The following is a 20877-nucleotide window of genomic DNA, read 5'->3' as shown; positions in this document are numbered from 1 at the left end:
TTTCTCTTGGAAGTTCTGCATGAATGGCTAAAGTTATTATGACGACTGGCAGGGCTTCCTATGCATGACCGCAAATCAAGGAAACGTAAATCCATTGCAACTGAGAACGATTATCAACTATACTTGGGTTATGAAACAACAGGAGTTGAGAAGAAACATGGATTTTAAAGACCATATTGTACTGTGGAACCATGCTGCTGTAGAAGTTATCGATATCCGCAAGGCCTCATTCACTTCTGGACAACCTCCGCTGAACTATCGCCTTCCGGCTAGTACATACCTGTATATCGTTCGCGGCAGCGCAAGTCTGCTTATAGATGACAGCCGATATGAAATCAGCGGCGCAACTGTCTTTCACGGGGGCAAAGGCACTACGATTAAATTGCTGAAAACACATGAAATTCTGGATTATTACCTTATTATGTACCGTTCAACATTAACGCTGCCTGCCCGGCGCAACCTGACAGCGGTTCTGGAACGCAGCAAGCCTTTTACCGGAATCTATCACTTCACTCCTGTCCATCCCCTGCTGCTGTATGAGATTCTAGACCAGATGTATGGGGATTGGCAGACACGCCGCGCCCTGGAGCATCTGCATGTCAAAGTCCTGTTCTATCAATGGGTCCATGAGCTGCTTCATCAGATGCAGGAGCAGGAGCTGCACCCGCTTAGAGCAGATGTGCTCGACCAGGCTGTACGCTATATGCATGATTCTTACAGCAGGCCGTTCACCCTGGATACACTTGCCGACACTTTGGGCACCAGCCCGAGGACATTATCGAGGCTATTCCGCATGCGGCTTCAGACCAGCCCCGCCCAATATCTGGTTCAGATTCGCATGGATAAGGCACGTGAGCTATTGCTGGGCACAGAAGCCACACTGCATGATATTGCAGCTGCTGTGGGCTACCCGGATGCGTATTCTTTTGGAAAAATGTTCAAAAAGCACTTCGGAAACTCGCCAGTGAGGTACAAAAATTCTGAGCAGGCCGCTTTCCCTTGGCAGGATATGATATCTGCGCTGTCTGCAAATGACATTGCCCGTGAAGGCACTCTCCGATATATTGATGATGATAATCATTATCAATATGATCTAAAAGGAGCGTCATCCATGTTCAGAACGGCCAAGCCATCCCTAATGTTAACCTTGTTGTTATGCTTCACCATAGTGTTAAGTGCCTGTTCCTCAGGAAATACCACTACAACGACGGCGGGCAACGGCAGCAATACGCCTACCTCTTCGCCTGCTGCGACGGCATCCTCTACAACGTCCCCTGACAACACTGCAGCCGAGGCACAGACCCGGACGATCTCTACGGTAAAAGGAGATGTCGTGGTGCCTGCCGATCCTCAGCGTGTCGTGGTGCTGTATCTGCTGGGCGATGTGCTGGCTCTCGGCATCAAGCCCATAGGGGTATCTGATGTATCCGAAGGCGCTGCCTTTGAGAATGAATTGAAGGATGTACAGAAGCTGGGCACCTGGTTCGAGGCTAGCCCTGAGGTTGTACTGTCGCTTGAGCCCGATCTGATCATTGTTCCTTCTGAGGAAACCTATCAGGCATTGCATGACATCGCACCGACAGTGCTGGTCCCTTATGAGAAGATGACGACCGATGAACGGGTAGGATTCATTGGACATATTTTCGGCAAGGAAGAACAGGCTACCAGCCTTCTGAACAATTTCAAGGCGAAAGTGGAAGACAGTAAGCAGAAGCTGCAGGACGCGGGAATCCTCGGTTCAACGGTCTCCATCATGGAAGGCGGCTCAGACCGCAGCATGGTAGTGGTGATGAGCAAACAGTACGGCCGGGGTTCACAGGTCATTTATGAATATCTCGGAATGAAGGCGCCTGAGCTCCTCCAGCAAAAAATTGATTCCAAGACCGATATGGGCGGTGATTCCGTATCCTTTGAAGTGCTGGCCGACTACAGCGGGGATTATATCTTCCGCTCCTCCTATGAAGGGATGGCTGATCTGACGGAAGACCCGCTCTGGAACGGCATCCCTGCAGTCAAAGAAGGCCGGTTGATGAATATCGACTTCGGATTATCCTATTACAACGATATTTACTCCCTGAACGCACAGCTTGATTTCATTGTTGAGCATTTGCTTGCAGCACCACGGGTGAAGTAATATTGTTGCCCCTGCAAAATAAAAGCTGTCCCGTAAGCCATTGATGGCTTGCGGGACAGCTTTTTGCATTTAAGAACTGAGTCTATTATGCTGATACTGCTCCAGCGACATCAGCACCTCACGCGGCTTGCTGCCCTCGTAAGGGCCGATGACGCCTCTGGCCTCCATAGAGTCGATCAAGCGTGCGGCACGGGTGTAACCGACGCGCATACGCCGCTGAAGCAGCGATACAGAAGCCTGCTTGGCTTCCAGGACAATCTGGACGGCCTGTTCGTACAATTCATCCTGCGGCTCCTGATCCTCGCTCATGGTATCGTCCACCTCAGGCACAAGCGACTCGTCGTAATTCGCTTCCCCCTGGCTGCTGACATACTGCACAATCGTCTCTACTTCCTGATCGCTCATGAAAGCGCCCTGAACACGGATCGGCTTGGAAGCCCCCATCGGCAGGAACAGCATATCGCCGCGTCCGAGCAGCTTCTCGGCACCCGGCATATCCAGAATGGTCCGGGAGTCCACATTCGAGGAGACACCGAAAGCAATCCGCGAAGGAATATTCGCCTTAATCAGGCCGGTGATCACATCTACCGAAGGACGCTGTGTGGCGATAATCAGATGAATTCCCGCCGCCCGCGCCATCTGGGCCAGCCGGCAGATCGCATCCTCTACATCATTCGCAGCAACCATCATCAGATCGGCAAGCTCGTCCACGATGACAACGATATACGGCAGTACTGCTGCCGGATTATCCTTCATCAAGTTGTTGTAGCCCTCCATGTTACGTGTGCCTGATTTGGAGAACAGCTCATACCGCTTCTCCATCTCCACCACAATCTTCTTCAAGGCCAGACTGGCACGCTTAGGGTCTGTAACTACAGGAGCCAGCAAATGCGGAATGCCGTTATATACATTCAGCTCGACCATCTTAGGGTCAACCATAAGGAATTTCACTTCATTCGGCTTAGCCTTATAAAGAATGCTGGTAATAATACCGTTGATGCAGACCGATTTACCGGAGCCGGTTGCTCCCGCTACCAGCAGATGGGGCATCTTGGCGAGATTGCCGATAATCGTCTGGCCGGAGATATCCCGCCCGAAGGCAATGGATAACCGCGAATCCGCCTCCTGGAAAATCTGTGTCTCCATCACTTCGCGCATGGTGACGACCGAGACCTCCGAATTCGGCACTTCGATGCCGATGGCTGATTTGCCGGGAATCGGCGCTTCCATACGGATATCCTTGGCAGCCAGTGCCAGCGCGATGTCATCGGTAAGATTGACAATCCGGCTGACCTTCACGCCGATATCCGGCTGAATCTCATACCGGGTCACCGCCGGTCCGCGAACCACTTCCAGCACCTTCGCCCTTACACCGAAGCTCTCCAGTGTAGCCTCCAGCTTGCGTGCCGTCTGCATATAATCATTCTGATCGCCCGCCTTAGCCCCGTTAATCGGTTTAGCCAGCAAACGGAAGGACGGCAGCTTGTACGGCTTGGGCGGAGGTGGAGGCGGAATAATCGGAGCCGCCTCGCCCTCCTCTGCCGTTCCCAGCAGCGCGTCCAGCTCTACAGGCAGTATACCCTCCCCGGATTCCCCTGACGGAGCAGAATCTGCTCCCGCTCTCGTAAGCCCAGCAGCACCTGTTCCGGTGGCAGCACCACCACGTGCCGCTGGTGAGAATTCGCTCCATTCCTCCCGGTCCTCGGCATTCAGCCCTTCAGAGCGGATATGCTCGAAGAAATCCCGGATGATCGGCGTTACAGGCTCAAGCTCCTCATCCGGGAAGTCCTCCTCGCCATACTCCTCCAGAGGAACACCTCCCGCTGCTGTCATTCCGGAGATGACCGGACCACCCCGCGGATCCGTAATGATGATATCCGTCACTTCATCCTCCGGGTCACCCATGACTTCCGGCTGACTCTGGCGGGCAGCCCCGCTGAACCAGCCGGTTATTCTGCCCAGCAGCTTCGACTGTCCGCGTCTTGGCAGCTGCTGATCCGATCCGTCATCCTCTTCAAAGTAATCGTCATCATCCGCAGGTTCCGGCGTTGTAACTCTGCTGGCTCTAGCCGGTCTGCTGTTCACCACTGGAACGGCAGCCGGGCGGTTCGCCGCCCGTAGCTTAATTCCTTCAATCAGCTTGACGGCCCTTACCCGGAGTAAGGTAAACAGCTCTACATAGGAGAGATTGGTAATCAGCATGAAGCTGATGGCCAGAAGTACAATCATCAGCAGCTTAGCACCCAGATTGCCGAACAGCCATAGGAGGGCAGCGTATTCAAGCGCGCCGATGTACCCCCCGCTGATATCCTTGCCCAGCATGTATACGCTGCTGTCGCCGGCGCCCGGTGAGAGGGCGCCGGATAAATCATTATGTATTTGAGACAGCACATTGCCTGGATGCAGCATCCCGAGCGGACCCAGCTTCTGCTGCATTGCCGATATGGTACTCATCAGGCACATGGACAACAGCAGGAGCAGGCCGCCGGTATAGCGGCTGTTCCAGGTGGACGGCCATTTCCTGTGAATCATTACCATCAGCCCATAGAAAATTCCGGCCAGCGGCAGCACAAAATAGAATCTGCCAAGTAAATACCCCGCCATGCTTGAGAGCGAGCGGCCGACAGCCGCTTCCCCCGACAAAGCAATGACGGAAATCGTAATCAGCAGAATTCCGTAGATTTCATATTTTAAAACACTGCCCAGCAGCGCTTTCTTCTTCTTTCTTCTCCGTTTAGCCACGCCAGCCACCCCCGAGTCAACATTATACCATATAATGGCGTGGCGTACCTATGTTCTCTTTTGTCAGAATATGCATCTTTAGGCTGTTTGTTCGCACTTAGCGGTCCAGCTGAACGATTGCACCCGGGGAGAAGGCCGCATCCAGATATTTATCCAGCGGACACTGCAGCAGCCGGATCACCTTCGCCTGGCCTCCATCCAGCAGTTCAACCTGCATCAGCATGCCCTGAATAGTCATCTCCTGTACGGGAGAGGCATAACTCAGTGCCCCCTCGAATACCTGCTCCATCGGAAGAATGGTATAGAAGGTCATTGGGTCAGCCCTCCTGGCGTAAGCGTATCGTTCGTCTGAGAAGGAGCAGCGGCAATCATCCGGTTCAGATGGGCCAGTGCGGCACCGATCCCGCCTACCTCATCCATCAGGCCGAATCTGACGGCATCCTGGCCGCCCACTGCGGTGCCGATGTCCCGGTTCAGCTCTCCGGTCTTGAACATCAGATCCTTGAACTGTGATTCCGTGATGCGGGAATGAGAGGTCACGAACTTCACCATCCGCTCCTGCATCCGCTCCATATATTCGAAGGTCTGCGGCACGCCGATCACCAGGCCGTTCATCCGGATCGGATGAATCGTCATGGTTGCACTTTCGGCAATAATGGAATATGTGGAGGATACCGCTATAGGTACGCCGATGCTGTGACCGCCGCCGATGACTACCGTTACCGTAGGCTTTGACAAGGACGCGATCATCTCGGCAATGGCCAGTCCAGCCTCTACATCCCCGCCAACCGTATTGAGAATAATCAGCAGCCCCTTGATGGTCTTATTCTGTTCGGCGGCAACAAGCTGGGGAATAATATGCTCGTATTTCGTGGTCTTGTTATGCGGCGGCAAGACGAAATGCCCTTCAATCTGTCCAATAATCGTCATACAAAAAATATCCGGCTCCCCGGTCGGAACCACTGTCTGTCCCAATTCCTTCAGCACCCCCACAGGTCCCGGCATTCCTGGAGGAACCGGATCATTCACCGCTGGTTTAACCTCGCCTGGCAGGATCTCTTCGTTACGCCCTCCGCCCGCCTTGCTTGCTTCTGTGATTTCCATCGTACACAGCGCTCCCCTTCTGCCTGCAACACCCGTCCGTGTGCTTCAGGATTCTGATTTCTATTAGTATGACATTCCGGGGGACTTCCTTATGCACCATATCAATTGCACTTGTTTTTTCTGCTGCTAATTCAAGAGGCCGGGCCCTCTCATTAACGGGCCGCCCTCAGTATTTCTTATTTTAATATTTGTCCACCACTGCTCCCAGTACTGCTCCGCGCACGTAGGTCTGACCTTTCAGGCTCTTTAACCCGTCCGCCGTCCCGGTCACAACTACGCCCAATATCCGGATATCACCGGCTTCCGGCGCCGCCTTGTCCTTTTTCAAATAATTGAAGATGCGCTGATACTCACTGTGGTGATTGTCCTTCTTGTCTACCCCAATCTGTACTGCGCCGATGAAATCCTCGGGCTTCGCCTGATTCCACTCCGGCTGGATGCCGAAACCGTAGACTCCGTAATTCGCACTCATCGGGGTCGGATAGTTCATTTTGGCGGGATCATTCTCATTAGGAAACGGCTTAAAGCCGAACCCCTCGCGGTCATCATACGTATCGACCCAGTACCAGACCTGTTTTATGCCTGTAGGCAGCAGGCTCTTCGCCTCTTCAAACGAGTAGTCCTTGTCAAAAGATACCGCCAGCTCCACCCGCTTATCTCCGTTCATCCGGTCCAGCTCGGAGAGATCATTGATAATTTTTCCGTTGTAATCGACTCCCGGGATATAGAAGGCCATTTCTCTTTGTCCATTGTCGGAATTGTAATTCCGGTAATACTCGTACCCCTCCTGCTTCATACGCGGATCTTCTACGTTCAGGTTATTTGCCCCTCCGTATGCACCCGTTGTGAAGGGGGACCACCAAGGATTGTAATTGAGCCATCTGGTTTTCCAGGGGATAGGTACGTCATCGACAATCTTGTAGGTATTCATTTCCAGGACGCCTGACAAAAAGCCGCGGTTATCCTTGTAGCCGGAATCGAATTCATTGGGACTGCTGATCCTCATATACTGCTGCTCGCTATAGTGGGCATTCATGGATAGATGACCTACAAGCTGCGCTGCTCCATAGAATACGATCAACAACGTAAGTATACTGACTCCGAGTGAAATCAGGATACTGCGGATCATACTCTTCCGTTTGGTTTTTTTCAGGGTGGTCATAATATTCTGGTCTTCTGCTTCTTCCCATGGGGCAGTCATTCGCCCTCACCTCCGTATAATTGTTGAAATTGCTGCCGCGCCCGGTAGAGCGTAGCCTTCACTGTTCCTTCCGTGATGCCAAGCATGGCGGAAATTTCCTTGTAGGACAGCTCCATTTCATATTTCAGCAGTATCAGCTGCCTGTTGGCTGGAATCATACCGGCCAGCACCTCTTCAATCTTCTCCTTGCGCTCCCGCCGCAGCAGCACCGCTTCCGGGAGCTCCTGCTCAGGCGCAGGATGAACCTCCACTTCCTCGCTGTATTGAAACTTCTTCTTCCTGCGGCACAGGTCAAAATACCGGTTGATTGCAACCTTGTATAACCAGGCGCTGAATTTGCGCTCATCGATCGCTTCCAGATACAGCAGCGCCTTGTACACAGTGTCCTGCACAATATCCTCTGCATCTGAGGCCCCGGCACCGAGGCGGATCAAGTAGCGGCGGATCTCCGCCAGTTTGGGTTGGAGCACCTTCTCCAAGTCTCTTGGCTCCATGCTGCACCTCCTTGCCTGTATAACGGTCAGGTTGCCCAAATGTTGTTTTGTGCAGTGAAAAAAAACATAAAAAAGCCCCTTCCCCAGGAAACCGTCCAATATTTCCGGGAAAAGAGGCTATTGCCAAAGCTATATTGTTAAGAAATGCTTCTCTTATACTTCCATAATAATCGGCAGGATCATCGGTCTGCGGCGGGTCTGCTCATAGAGGAAACGGCCGAGCGAGTCTTTGACACTGGTCTTCAGGGAAGCCCATTCATTGACCTTCTCACTCATCAGACGCTGCAGCGTACCCGCAACAATCCGGTTCGCTTCGTCCAGGAGACCTTCCGATTCCCGCACATATACGAATCCGCGTGAGATGATGTCAGGACCGGAGACAATCGCTCCGTTCTGCTTGCTGAGGGTAACCACAACCACCAGGATACCATCCTGCGACAACAGCTTACGGTCACGCAATACAATGTTGCCTACATCGCCGACACCCAGCCCGTCGATCAGTACGTTACCTGCAGTTACCTTACCCGCTCTGCGTGCAGCTCCACCGGAGATCTCAATCACTTCACCCAGCTCGGTGATGAAGATATTGCTTGGCTCTACGCCAACAGATTCCGCGAGAAGTGCATGCTTGCGCTGCATCCGGTATTCACCGTGAATCGGCATGAAGTATTTCGGCTTCATCAGGTTGAGCATCAGCTTCAGCTCTTCCTGGCTGCCGTGACCGGATACGTGAACGCCGGAGTTGGAGCCGCTGTAGATAACATTGGCACCCAGACGGAACAATTCATCAATGGTACGGCCTACATATTTCTCATTACCCGGTACCGGTGTAGCCGCAATAATAACGGTGTCGCCCGGCATAATGTCTACCTTGCGGTGGCTGGAACGCGCCATGCGTGTCAGCGCAGACATGGGCTCGCCTTGGCTGCCTGTGCACAGTACTACCACACGGTTGCCTGCCATTCTGTTCATCTCTTCAGGCTCAATGAGCATGCCGTCAGGGATATGCAGATAGCCAAGCTCGGAAGCAATGGATACTACGTTAACCATGCTTCGTCCAATAACGGTAATCTTACGTCCGGTTGCTTCAGAAGCGTTCACTACCTGCTGAATACGATGCACGTTGGAAGCGAAGGTTGCTACTACCACACGTTGTTCAGCTTTGCGGAAAATATCTTCCAGCACGATGCCGACATTCTTCTCCGAAGGGGTGAAGCCCGGCTTCTCGGCATTGGTGCTGTCTGACAGCAGGGCCAGAACGCCCTTCGATCCGATCTCAGCCATGCGGTGCAAATTGGCAAATTGACCGTTGACTGGCGTGTGGTCGAATTTGAAGTCACCGGTGTGGACAACGTTGCCCTCTGGCGTCTCAATGCATACCCCGACAGAATCCGGAATACTGTGATTCGTTCTGAAGAAGGTTACCTTAAGCGATGTGCCCAGTTCAACCTCGGAATCCTCGTTAATCAGAATCCGCTTAGTTTCACCCAGCAGGTTCGCTTCCTTGAGCTTGTTCTCCACAAGACCCAGGGTAAGTCTTGTTCCGTATACCGGAACATTCAGGTTCTTAAGCACATAAGACAAGCCGCCAATGTGATCCTCATGGCCGTGCGTAAGAACAATCCCTCTTACCTTGTCACGGTTCTCGGTGAGGTAGGAGATATCCGGTATTACGATATCAATACCCAGCATATCTTCTTCAGGGAATTTCAGACCGGCGTCTACGACTACAATGTCGTTACCGTACTGAACTACGTACATGTTCTTACCAATTTCACCGACTCCGCCAAGTGCGAATATCGTCAGTTTGTCGTTGTTGTTATTGTTTTTTTTGGACAAATGAATCTAACCCTCCTATGATGTTGGACGTCATACTTTTTATTTGTTAACAATGAGCTTCAATATTTCAGCGGCGCTGTAATATACATCAAATTGCTGTTAACTCCTTATTTCGACAAGGAATTCCCGGTAAGTCTGTATACTTGCGCAGGTCTAAACTCCCGAATCCGGGCAGTAATATCCTCTTGAAGCGGGCAAATGCCCTCAAAATTCCACCACCGCGCCCCTCGCGCGTAAATCCGGCATATTTAGCACAGACTTATTCAAGGACCTATCCTGTCTTACAATGCAACAAATCCGCATTGCCGGAAGATTACCGCATATTCAATTAACCGCACCAAGTCACTTAAGTTCATTATACATGATTTTTTTGGCAAAAGACAAGTCACCCTGTACCTGGTCCTATTCTTTCCTTAACAAACAGCCAATATTTAAGGAAAAGACAAGCAAAAAACGCTGCAACGCCTGACTTTTTTAACATAGAGTTAATCCTGGAGAAATAATTACCATATGCGATCTGCGGCGGCTGGAAGTCCGTAACGTAAAAAACCGGCCGCTCCATCAGAGCGGCCGGTTGCCGTTGTACCTATCTTCGCCTATTCATTTATCCACGCCTGGACTATTTTATCTTAGCAGGGCAGCAATGAAAGCCGCCTCTTCTTCCGTAGGTGAAACCAGCGGCAGGCGGACCGAGCCGACATCCAGCCCGCGCAGCCCCAGCGCATACTTCACGGCAGAGGGGTTAGGCAACGGCTGCGGACACTCGAACAGCCCCTTGAAGACCGGAAACAGCTGCCGGTGAAGCTCGCCTGCACGGCGGACATCCCCGGAGGTGAAGGCCTCGATCATCTCTGACATCTGCGCTCCGACAACATGGCTGGCCACACTGATGATACCGTGCCCTCCCACAGCAAGCGTTGCGAGGCCGGCGGAATCATCTCCGGTGTAGACATGGAAGTCTTCAGGACAAGCTGAGGCAATCCATGTAATCTGGTCTACCGAAGCACATTCCTTCGTAGCCACAATATTAGGAATCTCCGCCAGACGCAGGGTGGTTGCTACACTCATGCTTACTGTCGTTCGTCCTGGCACATTGTACAAGATGCAGGGCAGCGAGGTCGCAGCAGCAATTGCAGAGAAATGCTGGTAGAGCCCTTCCTGATTCGGTTTATTGTAATAAGGGACGACCAGAAGCACACCGTCCACGCCGATTTTCTCGGCTTCCTTAGTGAGCTCGATGGAATGTCTGGTGCTGTTGCTGCCGGTACCGGCAATAATTTTACAGCGTCCGCCTGCTTGCTGCTTCACGAAGGAGAACAGCTTCAGCTTCTCCTTATCGGTTAGGGTCGGCGATTCGCCGGTGGTTCCGCAGACTACGAGCGCAGCGGACTTTTGTTCCTCGATCAGATCATCGACCAGCCTTGAAGTTGCTTCCCAGTTGATTTCTCCTTCCCCGTCAAACGGGGTTACCATTGCGGTGATCAGTCTTCCGAAATCCACTTTGAATTCCTCCTTGTCAGCGGTGCAATTCAAACTTGGCATGCAGGGCGCGAACCGACTGCACCATATCTTCTTTTTTCACGAGAACCCAGATGGTTGTGTTGGAATCGGCAGACTGCAGAATCTGGATGTTCTGCGAGCTGAGCGCCTCGACGATATGCGCCATGATTCCCGGAACGCCGTTGATGCCCCCGCCGATGACGGAGACCTTGGCACAGCCGGACAAGCTCTTGGGACGCAGGCCCAGCTCCTGCAGCGCAGCAATCGCCTGCTCCGATTTGTCATCGAACACCGTATATACGGCCTCGGTCGGTGTCACATTGATAAAGTCCACACTGATCCCGTTATCGGCCATGCTTTTGAATATCTGCAGCTGCACGCCGGTTCCATTGCCCTCCGGGCATTCCACCGAGATCTGCGTAATATTGCTGACATAGGCAACCCCTGTGACGAAACGGTCCACGACTCCATGGGATACATCACTGAAGCCCTCGGGATGGGTCACCAGCGTCCCCTCCGCTTCGGAGAAGGTCGAGCGTACACGCACCGGAATCTGGGCCTGCATGGCAATCTCCACAGCCCGTGGATGAATGACCTTGGCTCCCTGATACGCCATGTTGCAAATCTCGGTGTAGCTGACATAAGTAAGCTGCCGTGCATCTTCGACAATCCGTGGATCAGCGGTGAGTATTCCGTCAACATCCGTATAGATATCTACCATATCCGCACGCAGAGCGGCTCCAAGTGCTGTAGCCGAAGTGTCGCTTCCGCCGCGGCCGAGAGTGGTGAAATCACCAGCTTCCGTCTGACCCTGGAAGCCGGTTACTATTACTACTTTATGCTCACGCAGTTCCCGTAGAATGCGTTCTGTGCGCACATCCAGGATTCTGGCATTGCCATAGCTGTTGTCGGTCAGGAATCCGGCTTGCGCCCCTGTCAGCACCGTCGACCGAATGCCCTCCTGCTCCAGCAGACCGCACAGATTGGCCGCCGAGATAATCTCCCCGCAGCACATCAGCAGATCCCGTTCCCGGTCCGGCAGTGAATTCCCGCTCTGAACCGCCAGATCAAGCAGTGTATCGGTAGCATAGGGCTCCCCCTTGCGGCCCATAGCCGAGACTACGACCACCAGGCTGAACCCGCTGGCCAGCTCCCGTTTGACATGACGGATTACGTGTTCTCTAGCCACTGGTGTGGAGAGTGAGGTTCCGCCGAATTTTTGCACCAAAATACCCATGTATAATTCCTCCATTGCTTCTTTCAGCAGACTTACTGAACCCTACGTGAAATAAATCACCCCGCGAGGCAGAAGTGTTCGTAGCCGCGATAACCTGACTCTTATTATAGCGTAAAATTGTTCGTGCCGCCCCCGGGATGAGGACGGCAGAAATGAAGCTTATGGGTCCGTCAGCTAAAATTCGCTCTTCCGGGCCAATCCTGTACTGATTATATAAGCTATGCAGTATGAAATCGTTGTACTAACATAGGCTGTAACTGGTGACCCTGCAGGGCGGCGTAACAGGCTTCGGGAATGAGATCCATTTGCGCCACCAGCGAATTCGGCTTCCCCTCGGGATTATCCTGTCCGAACGGGACGAAATAAATATGTTTGGCTACCAGGAGCTTCGCAATATTCGCAGCGTTAAGACCAAGTCCGTCATTCGTCGAGATCGCCAGCACCAGCGGACGCCCGTTGCGCATCTGCGATTTGGCTGCCATCAGCACCGGACTGTCCGTCATCGCGTTCGCCAGCTTGCTGGTTGTGTTCCCTGTGCAGGGAGCAATCGTCAGCACATCCAGCAGCTTGGAAGGACCCAGCGGCTCCGCTTCAACAATTGTAGAAATGATATCATTCCCTGTTATATCTTTCAACTGTTTTAACCAATTTTCCGAGGTTCCAAAGCGGGTGTCCGTGTTCAGTACCGAAGCAGACACAATCGGCACCACATTCGCTCCTGAGTCCATGAACCGCTGAATCTGCGGCATCACCTCAGCGAAGGTGCAGTGTGAGCCGGTAATGGCATAACCTACTGTTTTTCCGTGCCAATCCATTCATTCATCCCCCCTGATTAAAGTCTCGTCCGATATCGACTGTACCAGCGCACCTGCCATAATGATTCCGGCGCTCTTGGGGGCAACAATCCCGGGCAGGCCCGGTGCCAGCATCGCCTTGATCCCGCGCTTCTCGGCATAACGGAAGTCGCATCCGCCCGGTGCGGACGCCAAATCGATGATCACGCAGTGCGGCTGAAGACGGGACAGGACCTGTGCGTTGATAATCATAGCGGGTATGGTGTTGAAGATCAGATCCGCCTCAGGCGCATGCAGCAGCAAATCGTCTGTCATAAAAGGCTTCCAGCCCATTTCCTCTGCCCTTGCAAAGTGCTCCTGCTTTCTGACGCCTACTTTGACCGTGGCCCCCATTCCCTGGAGGGTTCTGGCCATGGTGAAGCCGGTCCGGCCCATCCCCAGCACCATCGATGTGGAGCCGTGTATGGTAAAGTCAGTGTTCTGCACGGCCATCACCAAAGCTCCCTCCGCTGTCGGGATAGAGTTGTAGATCGCCACATCGTCCCTGTTCAGCAGCTCCACCAGCTTCAGCGAATGTCCGGCACACAGGCCGCGCAAATAGCTTTTAGCCATGCCGGTGTATACCAATGCCCGGGAAGGCAGAGCCGCGATATGCTCCTCCCGCAGCTGGAGGCGTTCCGAAGAATACAGCGCGTTAATGTTACCCTCATCATCGCAGCCGACCGCCGGCAGCACCAGCACATCCGCTTCACTTAGCAGCTCGGGCGACAACAGTTCAAGGCTTACCCCCGGGCATGGGGCATCCCATGTATCGAATCCGGCAACGCTTACGGCCGCATCCAATTCCACACATTTCCGAATCACTTCAATTTGTCTCGCGTCCCCGCCCAGGAACACGATCCTGATGCCAGTAAGCATAGGGATGACGCTCCTTTCCACAACCACATTCGACTATAGAGCATCTTATGCCGGAAGCCGCCGATGGGTGAAGAGCGGAGAGGAATTCTAATTACCAACAATACCTATGCACTTAACTAAACTAATAAAAAAAGCTTGCGGCTGCACCCGAAGGTACAATTTCCGCAAGCTTATGTGGTATATCTATGAACATAAAGTCTTATTTGCCAGTATGCCCGAAGCCGCCGGCTCCGCGGGCCGTGTCAGACAGCTCATCCACTTCCACCAGAGTCACTTCCGGCACAGCCTGGAATACCATCTGGGCGATCCGCTCGTTGCGGGCAATTGCAAACGGCTCCTGCCCCAGATTGATCAGCAGCACCTTAATTTCGCCCCGGTAATCCGCATCGATGGTGCCCGGTGTATTCAGACAGGTGATGCCATGCTTCAAGGCCAGCCCGCTGCGCGGACGGATCTGCGCCTCCAGCCCGCCTGGCATCGCCAGAGATATGCCGGTGGGGATCAGTGTCCGCTCGCCCGGAGCAAGCACCACAGGCTCTCCTACAGCGGCATAGAGGTCATACCCCGAGGCCTGCTCGGACATTTTGCAGGGCAGCAGCACATCCTCATTCCCCGGAAGCTTGTTAATTTGTACGTAATGAGGCAAGATCATCTCTCCTAACATTGGCTATCGCTTTATCGGTGGAGCCTACCATCGCCAGGGACAACGGCTGTGCGAACATAAAGTCCAGCAGAGCATTGATGTCCTCCATGGTTACAGCTCCGATTTTGGCTATCATTTCATCCAGCGTATCCTGCCGGCCGAGCATCAGCTCATTTTTGCCCATCCGGTTCATCCGGCTGCCCGTGCTCTCCAGACTGAGAATCAGGCTGCCCTTGAGCTGCTCCTTGCCTTTACGCAGTTCGTCCTCGCTCAGGCCGTTCACCGCCAGATCGCGCAGCATCTCTTTGATCAGCTCTGTAACTTCCTTGGTCTGCTTTGGCGCTGTCCCGGCATAGACCGTGAACAAGCCGCTGTCAGCCTGGGCGCTGTGGTACGAGAAGACGGAATAGGCCAGACCGCGCTTCTCGCGGATCTCCTGGAACAGCCGCGAGCTCATGCCGCCGCCGAACGCATTGTTGAGGAGTGCCATCGGATATTGCAGCGGTCCGCCGCTGCGGACGCCCGGCAAGGAGATGCAGATGTGATTCTGCTCGGTCTTCTTTTTGTGGAACACCAGCTCCCCCTGATATGCAGGCTCAGTCAGCTCCGGCGCTTCACCATGATTCGTGAAGGAACCGAAATGCTGCTCCAGTAGCGGGATCAGACCGTCGTTAATATTACCGGCTACGCTGATCACTGTATTCTCGATAGTATACTGCTCCTTCATGTACGCACGCAGATCATCCGGCGTCATCTCCAGCAGGCGGTCCTTCAGCCCGAGGATCGTATAAGCCAGCGGGTGCTCACCGTAGGCGGCGGCACACATCAGTTCGTGGACAAGATCATCCGGCGTGTCCTCGCACATGGCGATTTCCTCCAGGATTACATTCTTCTCCTTGGCCAGCTCCTCGGCATCCATCCGTGAGCGGAAGAACATATCTGCCAGCACATCCACGGCAATCGGCAGATGCTCATCCAGCACCTTCGCATAAAAGCATGTATATTCCTTCGAGGTAAACGCATTGACGTTCCCGCCAATGGCATCGAACTGTTCGGCAATATCCTTGGCGCTATAGCGGTCAGTCCCCTTAAAGAGCATATGCTCGATGAAATGGGAAATCCCGTTGTTCAGCGGGTTCTCATTGCGGGAGCCCGTCTTGACCCAGATTCCGAAAGATACGGACCGGCCGGTCGGGATCTTCTCGGTCACCACCCGGAGTCCGTTCGATAATAATATTTTGTCCAATGTGTAATCCTCCTGGCACAGCCCCTGGTTCTGTCTGTATTTGTTATTCGCGCCTCTTATCCTATCAGAAATAGGGCGTTCACTCAACTTCCGCAGTCACGATACGCTCAGGAGAGAGCGTCTGACTGACGGTTCCCAGCTGCAGGCCCTTGGCTCTGATCCCCCGGATCATCCCTCTCAGCGCTTGCGAGGAGGATGCCGTCGGATGCATCAGGATCAAAGTTCCCGGCTCTACCCGGCTGCTGATCTTGGCAACAACTGATTCGGGGGACGGATTGCGCCAATCGACCGTATCCAGCGTCCACAGCACCGTCTTCAGTCCCAGTGAGGCGGCGATCTCCACCGTCTGCTGGTTAAAGTCGCCTGACGGCGGAGCAAACCACTTGTTCGTCACACCCAGGCTTTCCTTCAGCAGCTTCTGCGTCTTCTCAATCTCGGCAGTAGCACGTGTCCGGCTTAGAATACTCATCTTAGGATGCGTATACGCATGGTTCTCCACCTCATGCCCGCGCTTCAGCATCTCTGCTGCAAGCTCCTTGTTGCGGCTTAACCAGCTTCCGTCCAGAAAAAAGGTAACCTTCACCTTCTCTGCATCCAGAATGTCCAGCATCGGACGGATATACTCATTCCCCCAGGCCACATTAATCATCAGCGAGGCCATCGGCTTCGCCGGATTCCCCCGGTAAATCGGCTGCGCTCCCAGATCATCCAGTGATACCTTAGGCTTAATCTGGCGGTACAACAGCTTAAGGCCTGCTTCGGGTCCCCACAGCAGCGCGCTCCGGTAGGTTGCCTCTACATCGACCTCCAGCCCGTTATACCCTGGTATGGCTTTCCATACCCGGTCAACTACAGCATTCACCGGCTGCGCATTCAGCGCCTCGGCCCGGCGGGTAATCTGCGCCCGCAGATCATCCTCCGCCTGATTCAGAGCATAGCTCATCACCGCTGCATCCGCCTGAGGCTTAAGCCCGGCAATCATCTCTTTCACGGGTCCGTTCGTACTACCGATTCCGATTACTACTGCGATGCAAGCCAGCACAAGCGCCGCCTTGTCCGTCTTCATGACGTTATACCTCCCCGGCACAAACGGTCTGTTCCGTCTCCGCACCAGGGTCAAGCCGTGCGGGGACGCTTTGTCCCAGCCTATGTATGAAGGGTGAAAATTATGCATACTGCATAGTTGCCACCTTCAAGCGGGTAAGGTATAGCCGTCCTGTCAGGACCTTACCGTTTCCCCATACTTGTCCAAAAAAAAGAGCCAGAACTGTACTGCTTCTGTCTCTTCTTATCTATAGTCAGGATAGCGGTGAAGCGGCAGCGTAATGCTTACGCCTTCGCTCCGCTCTCTGAAGTCAGCACCGCTTTGCGCGACAGGTTGACGCGGCCCTGCTGGTCGATCTCCGTTACCTTCACGGTAATGGTGTCGCCAATCGCCACAACATCTTCCACTTTGGCCACACGCTCAGTGGACAGCTGGGAAATATGCACAAGTCCGTCTTTGCCAGGGATCAATTCAACGAATGCGCCGAATTTCTCAATGCGTCTAACCGTACCCACATAAATCTCACCAACCACTACTTCCTTCACAATTCCTTCGATGATGCCACGGGCCTTCTGGATCATAGCTTCGTCAGAAGAACCGATAAATACGCGGCCATCCTGTTCGATGTCGATCTTCACGCCGGTTTCTTCAATGATCTTGTTGATGATTTTACCGCCGGCACCGATCACATCACGGATTTTGTCCGGATTGATATTGATGATAATGATCTTCGGAGCATATTTAGACAGGCTAGATCTTGGAGCAGCAATCGCTTCATTCATTTTACCCAGAATGAACATCCGGCCTTCTCTTGCCTGCTCAAGCGCCTCCTGCAGAATTTTGCGGTCGATGCCGTCGATTTTGATATCCATCTGAATCGCCGTTACGCCTTCTGCTGTACCTGCTACCTTGAAGTCCATATCGCCGAGGTGATCTTCCATGCCTTGAATATCGGTCAGGATGGACACATGCTCTCCGTCCTTGATCAGACCCATCGCTACACCGGCTACAGGCGCCTTGATAGGTACCCCTGCATCCATCATCGCCAGAATACTGGCACAGATGCTTGCCTGGGAGGTGGAGCCATTGGATTCAATCGCTTCGGATACCAGACGGATGGTGTACGGGAATTCAGTCTCACTTGGAATCACCTTGGACAATGCGCGTTCACCGAGTGCCCCGTGGCCGATCTCGCGGCGTCCCGGTGCTCTTAGCGGACGGGCTTCCCCTACGCTGAACGGAGGGAAGTTGTAGTGGTGCATGAAGCGCTTGGTTTCAGCCGGATCAATACCATCCAGAATCTGCACATCGCCCAGTGCACCCAGTGTACATACGCTGAGAATCTGTGTCTGGCCGCGTGTGAACAGACCGGAACCGTGCGTACGCGGCAGCAGCGCTGTATCACATTCGATCGGACGGATCTCGTCCAGCTTACGTCCATCCGGACGAACCTTGTCATGCGTGATCAGTCGTCTGACTTCATCCTTCACGATATCATGCAGGGCTTCCTTAACATCCTTAAGAAGCTCTGGGGTTTCTATGTATTTCTCTGCGAAATACGCCACCGCTTCGTTGTTCACCAGATCGATAGCATCCTGACGGGCATGCTTCTCGGCAATTCTTACGGCTTCTACCAGACGGCTCTCAGCAAAAGCACGAACCTCTGTATTCACATCCGCATTAACCGCATGCAGCTTCACAGCCATCTTCTCTTTACCGGCAACGGCTACGAGCTGTTCAATCACAGCCACAATCTTGCGGACCTCGTCATGTCCGAACATGATCGCTTCAAGCATCACTTCTTCAGTCACTTCATTGGCTTCCGCTTCTACCATCATGATGGCATCCTTCGTACCGGCCACAACCACATAAATATCGCTGATTGCCTGCTGGGCTTGATCAGGGTTGATGATGAATTCTCCGTTAATCCGGCCGACAGCCACGCCGCCGATGGGTCCGTTGAACGGCACATCGGAAATACTGAGCGCAGCGGAAGTACCGATCATGGCAGCAATATCAGGCGCACAGTCCTGATCCACACTCATTACCAGGTTCAAGACTTGAACGTCATTGCGGAATCCTTCCGGGAACAATGGACGAATTGGACGGTCTGTCAGACGGCTGGACAGAATCGCTTTCTCGCTCGGACGTCCTTCACGTTTGATGAATCCGCCAGGAATTTTGCCTACTGCATATAATCTTTCCTCATAATTCACTGTAAGCGGGAAAAAATCCAGATCTTTAGGCTCACTGGATGCTGTAACCGTACACAATACTGAAGTATCTCCGTAACGCACCATCACGGCTGCGTTCGCTTGTTTGGCCAGACGGCCTGTTTCCAGCACAAGGCGTCTTCCGCCCAGCTGCATTTCCACACGTTGTTCCATAAAACCCCTCCTTGAATGGTAATAATACGTTCCTGTATGTTCTACAAGCAAAAACGGCTTGTCCTCCGCAGAAGTGCTATAGCCGTTTTTGCGAATGCTATCCACTTGTCAACTGTAAAAGTTTACCCTAAATTTTCAAAAAGCAACCCGGCTGTCCCGCTGTCGCTCGTAAGAAGGACATACGGTATACAACCAGGCTGCTTTTGGGCTTAACTTATGGAAAATTAACGACGCAATCCCAGTTTTTCGATCAGGGCGCTGTAACGTCTGATGTCTTTGTTCTTCAAATACGCCAGCAGTTTACGACGTTGTCCAACCATCTTCAGCAGTCCGCGGCGGGAATGATGATCCTTCTTGTGCGTACGCAAGTGGTCAGTCAAATTAACGATGTTCTCCGTAAGGATAGCAACTTGCACCTCAGGGGATCCAGTATCGGATTCATGAGTTTTGTGCTCGTCAATCAATTGGTGTTTACGTTCTTGAGTCAATGCCATCCTGTTCACCTCCTTCATTATAATCGCCAGTAGCCTCGTCACCGTCGGTGAGAACAAGTAACCAAGCTAAGGTTCACATGCTGTCATTCCAGCAACGTTAATCAGTATAGCACCTTCACAGGCAAAAGTAAACGGCTTGTCCGGAAAGATTAGGAATGATATCCCAGCATCCCTTTGGCCGTCTCAGCATCTGCTCCGATCTGTGCAATTAAGGCATCGATGGACCCGAACTTCCGCTCAGAGCGGATATAAGAGACCAGTTCCACCTTAAGTTCCTGCCCATAAATATCTGAGGCAAAATCAAACAGGTGAACCTCAAAGCTCGGAGTGGTCACGCCTTCGTGAAATGTTGGCTTCACGCCCACATTCATCACCCCGTACAAGACCTCGTCCCGGTAAAAGACCTTGACGGCGTATACGCCCTTGGCCGGAATCACATAGCGGTCTTCGAGCTGCAGGTTCGCGGTCGGAAAGCCGATGGTCCGGCCCCGCTTCTCCCCGTGACCGACGATACCGCGCAGGTGATAACAACGTCCAAACCAGGCATTGGCCTTACCCAGTTCCCCGCTCAGCAAGCTCTTGCGGATACCCGAGCTGCTGACCTTCTCTCCTTCAAGCAGGAACGGGGCGACCGTCTCTACCTTCATCGCACCCTGTCCCAGCTCCGAAAGCGTGTCCGCATCTCCCTCGCCCCTGTAGCCGAAGCGGAAGTCGAACCCTACAACTGCAGTTATAATCTGCAGCGGAAGCAGCATTACAGAGACAAAATCCGCCGGACTCACCCGGGAGAGCTCTTCATTAAATTCAATGATATATAAAAGCTCAACACCCATCCCGGCAAGCAGCTCCTGCTTATCCTTAGAAGGGGTCAAATATCCCTCATAATCCCCCTTGCCCATAACATCCTTGGGATGGGGGTAGAAGGTCATCACCGCAGCGGGTACACCTGCCTCGCGGGCAAGAGCAACGGCTGATGTGATGACACTGGCATGCCCGAGGTGCAGTCCATCGAACTGTCCCAGAGCAACTACTTGAGGCTGCGCGTACTGTGCTGCCGCCTCAGGCAGCATCGGATAGTTTAACGTTACGGTTCTCACGC

General features: G+C 53.1%; 17 protein-coding genes. 1 reads left to right on the top strand and 16 read right to left on the bottom strand.

Annotation, left to right across the window (positions count from 1 at the left end; all coding sequences use genetic code 11):
* Positions 1 to 157: 157 nt before the first annotated feature.
* Positions 158 to 2134 carry an AraC family transcriptional regulator gene (locus MKY96_RS09980; RefSeq protein WP_340940118.1) on the top strand — a complete coding sequence of 659 codons (1977 nt, stop codon included), beginning with the start codon at positions 158 to 160 and terminating at the stop codon, positions 2132 to 2134.
* 69 nt (positions 2135 to 2203) lie between these two features.
* On the opposite strand, the gene MKY96_RS09975 is transcribed toward MKY96_RS09980, so the two are convergent.
* The 16 genes from MKY96_RS09975 to MKY96_RS09900 form a co-directional block, all read right to left on the bottom strand.
* Positions 2204 to 4876: an FtsK/SpoIIIE family DNA translocase gene (locus MKY96_RS09975; protein WP_340940117.1), complete on the bottom strand. Its 2673-nt coding sequence runs from the start codon at positions 4874 to 4876 to the stop codon at positions 2204 to 2206.
* Between the two features lie 97 nt (positions 4877 to 4973).
* Entirely contained in the window at positions 4974 to 5189 is a 216-nt protein-coding gene (locus MKY96_RS09970; protein ID WP_340940116.1) for a YlzJ-like family protein, read from the bottom strand.
* Positions 5186 to 5980, bottom strand: coding sequence for a ClpP family protease (locus MKY96_RS09965; protein WP_340940115.1), 795 nt, complete (start codon positions 5978 to 5980; stop codon positions 5186 to 5188). The genes MKY96_RS09970 and MKY96_RS09965 overlap by 4 nt, the downstream gene beginning before the upstream one ends.
* Before the next feature lie 181 nt (positions 5981 to 6161).
* The gene (locus MKY96_RS09960) at positions 6162 to 7181 is read right to left on the bottom strand and encodes an anti sigma factor C-terminal domain-containing protein (RefSeq protein WP_340940114.1); all 1020 of its coding nucleotides are present in this window, start codon (positions 7179 to 7181) and stop codon (positions 6162 to 6164) included.
* On the bottom strand, positions 7178 to 7675 hold the full coding sequence (locus tag MKY96_RS09955) for an RNA polymerase sigma factor (RefSeq protein WP_340940113.1): 498 nt from the start codon (positions 7673 to 7675) through the stop codon (positions 7178 to 7180). Before MKY96_RS09955 ends, MKY96_RS09960 begins: the two co-directional genes overlap by 4 nt.
* Before the next feature lie 153 nt (positions 7676 to 7828).
* Positions 7829 to 9514, bottom strand: a complete 1686-nt coding sequence (locus tag MKY96_RS09950; RefSeq protein WP_036724742.1) for a ribonuclease J — start codon at positions 9512 to 9514, stop codon at positions 7829 to 7831.
* A 624-nt stretch (positions 9515 to 10138) separates the two neighbouring features.
* The gene (gene dapA / locus MKY96_RS09945; protein WP_340940112.1) at positions 10139 to 11014 is read right to left on the bottom strand and encodes a 4-hydroxy-tetrahydrodipicolinate synthase; all 876 of its coding nucleotides are present in this window, start codon (positions 11012 to 11014) and stop codon (positions 10139 to 10141) included.
* 16 nt (positions 11015 to 11030) lie between these two features.
* The gene (dapG, locus tag MKY96_RS09940) at positions 11031 to 12251 is read right to left on the bottom strand and encodes an aspartate kinase (protein WP_036692638.1); all 1221 of its coding nucleotides are present in this window, start codon (positions 12249 to 12251) and stop codon (positions 11031 to 11033) included.
* Positions 12252 to 12469: 218 nt separating this feature from the next.
* On the bottom strand, positions 12470 to 13066 hold the full coding sequence (locus MKY96_RS09935) for a dipicolinate synthase subunit B (RefSeq protein WP_340940111.1): 597 nt from the start codon (positions 13064 to 13066) through the stop codon (positions 12470 to 12472).
* Positions 13067 to 13963, bottom strand: coding sequence for a dipicolinate synthase subunit DpsA (gene dpsA / locus MKY96_RS09930; RefSeq protein WP_340940110.1), 897 nt, complete (start codon positions 13961 to 13963; stop codon positions 13067 to 13069). It abuts the gene before it with no gap.
* Between the two features lie 199 nt (positions 13964 to 14162).
* Positions 14163 to 14615, bottom strand: coding sequence for a dUTP diphosphatase (gene dut / locus MKY96_RS09925; protein ID WP_036724736.1), 453 nt, complete (start codon positions 14613 to 14615; stop codon positions 14163 to 14165).
* On the bottom strand, positions 14587 to 15852 hold the full coding sequence (locus tag MKY96_RS09920) for a M16 family metallopeptidase (RefSeq protein ID WP_340940109.1): 1266 nt from the start codon (positions 15850 to 15852) through the stop codon (positions 14587 to 14589). Before MKY96_RS09920 ends, dut begins: the two co-directional genes overlap by 29 nt.
* A 79-nt stretch (positions 15853 to 15931) precedes the next feature.
* Positions 15932 to 16918 (bottom strand): polysaccharide deacetylase family protein, encoded by a 987-nt coding sequence (locus MKY96_RS09915; protein WP_340940107.1) that lies wholly within the window; start codon positions 16916 to 16918, stop codon positions 15932 to 15934.
* A 263-nt stretch (positions 16919 to 17181) separates the two neighbouring features.
* Positions 17182 to 19284, bottom strand: a complete 2103-nt coding sequence (pnp, locus tag MKY96_RS09910) for a polyribonucleotide nucleotidyltransferase (RefSeq protein ID WP_340940105.1) — start codon at positions 19282 to 19284, stop codon at positions 17182 to 17184.
* 224 nt (positions 19285 to 19508) lie between these two features.
* The gene (gene rpsO, locus MKY96_RS09905; protein WP_019910460.1) at positions 19509 to 19778 is read right to left on the bottom strand and encodes a 30S ribosomal protein S15; all 270 of its coding nucleotides are present in this window, start codon (positions 19776 to 19778) and stop codon (positions 19509 to 19511) included.
* A 149-nt stretch (positions 19779 to 19927) separates the two neighbouring features.
* Positions 19928 to 20875, bottom strand: a complete 948-nt coding sequence (locus MKY96_RS09900) for a bifunctional riboflavin kinase/FAD synthetase (protein WP_340940104.1) — start codon at positions 20873 to 20875, stop codon at positions 19928 to 19930.
* Positions 20876 to 20877: the final 2 nt, after the last annotated feature.

Source organism: Paenibacillus sp. FSL R7-0302 (genome assembly GCF_038006885.1).
Classification (GTDB): Bacteria; Bacillota; Bacilli; order Paenibacillales; family Paenibacillaceae; genus Paenibacillus_AQ.
Note: the sequence above shows the minus strand (reverse complement) of the source record. Positions and strands in the feature narration are given on the sequence as shown.

What these genes read in the sequence shown, in the direction of transcription:
- MKY96_RS09980 (WP_340940118.1), top strand. Translation starts at nt 158, where the DNA reads ATGGATTTTAAAGACCATATTGTACTGTGGAACCATGCTGCTGTAGAA.
- MKY96_RS09955 (WP_340940113.1), bottom strand. Translation starts at nt 7,675, where the DNA reads ATGGAGCCAAGAGACTTGGAGAAGGTGCTCCAACCCAAACTGGCGGAG.
- MKY96_RS09915 (WP_340940107.1), bottom strand. Translation starts at nt 16,918, where the DNA reads ATGAAGACGGACAAGGCGGCGCTTGTGCTGGCTTGCATCGCAGTAGTA.
- MKY96_RS09935 (WP_340940111.1), bottom strand. Translation starts at nt 13,066, where the DNA reads ATGGATTGGCACGGAAAAACAGTAGGTTATGCCATTACCGGCTCACAC.
- rpsO (WP_019910460.1), bottom strand. Translation starts at nt 19,778, where the DNA reads ATGGCATTGACTCAAGAACGTAAACACCAATTGATTGACGAGCACAAA.
- MKY96_RS09965 (WP_340940115.1), bottom strand. Translation starts at nt 5,980, where the DNA reads ATGGAAATCACAGAAGCAAGCAAGGCGGGCGGAGGGCGTAACGAAGAG.
- pnp (WP_340940105.1), bottom strand. Translation starts at nt 19,284, where the DNA reads ATGGAACAACGTGTGGAAATGCAGCTGGGCGGAAGACGCCTTGTGCTG.
- dut (WP_036724736.1), bottom strand. Translation starts at nt 14,615, where the DNA reads ATGATCTTGCCTCATTACGTACAAATTAACAAGCTTCCGGGGAATGAG.
- MKY96_RS09960 (WP_340940114.1), bottom strand. Translation starts at nt 7,181, where the DNA reads ATGACTGCCCCATGGGAAGAAGCAGAAGACCAGAATATTATGACCACC.
- MKY96_RS09970 (WP_340940116.1), bottom strand. Translation starts at nt 5,189, where the DNA reads ATGACCTTCTATACCATTCTTCCGATGGAGCAGGTATTCGAGGGGGCA.
- dpsA (WP_340940110.1), bottom strand. Translation starts at nt 13,963, where the DNA reads ATGCTTACTGGCATCAGGATCGTGTTCCTGGGCGGGGACGCGAGACAA.
- dapG (WP_036692638.1), bottom strand. Translation starts at nt 12,251, where the DNA reads ATGGGTATTTTGGTGCAAAAATTCGGCGGAACCTCACTCTCCACACCA.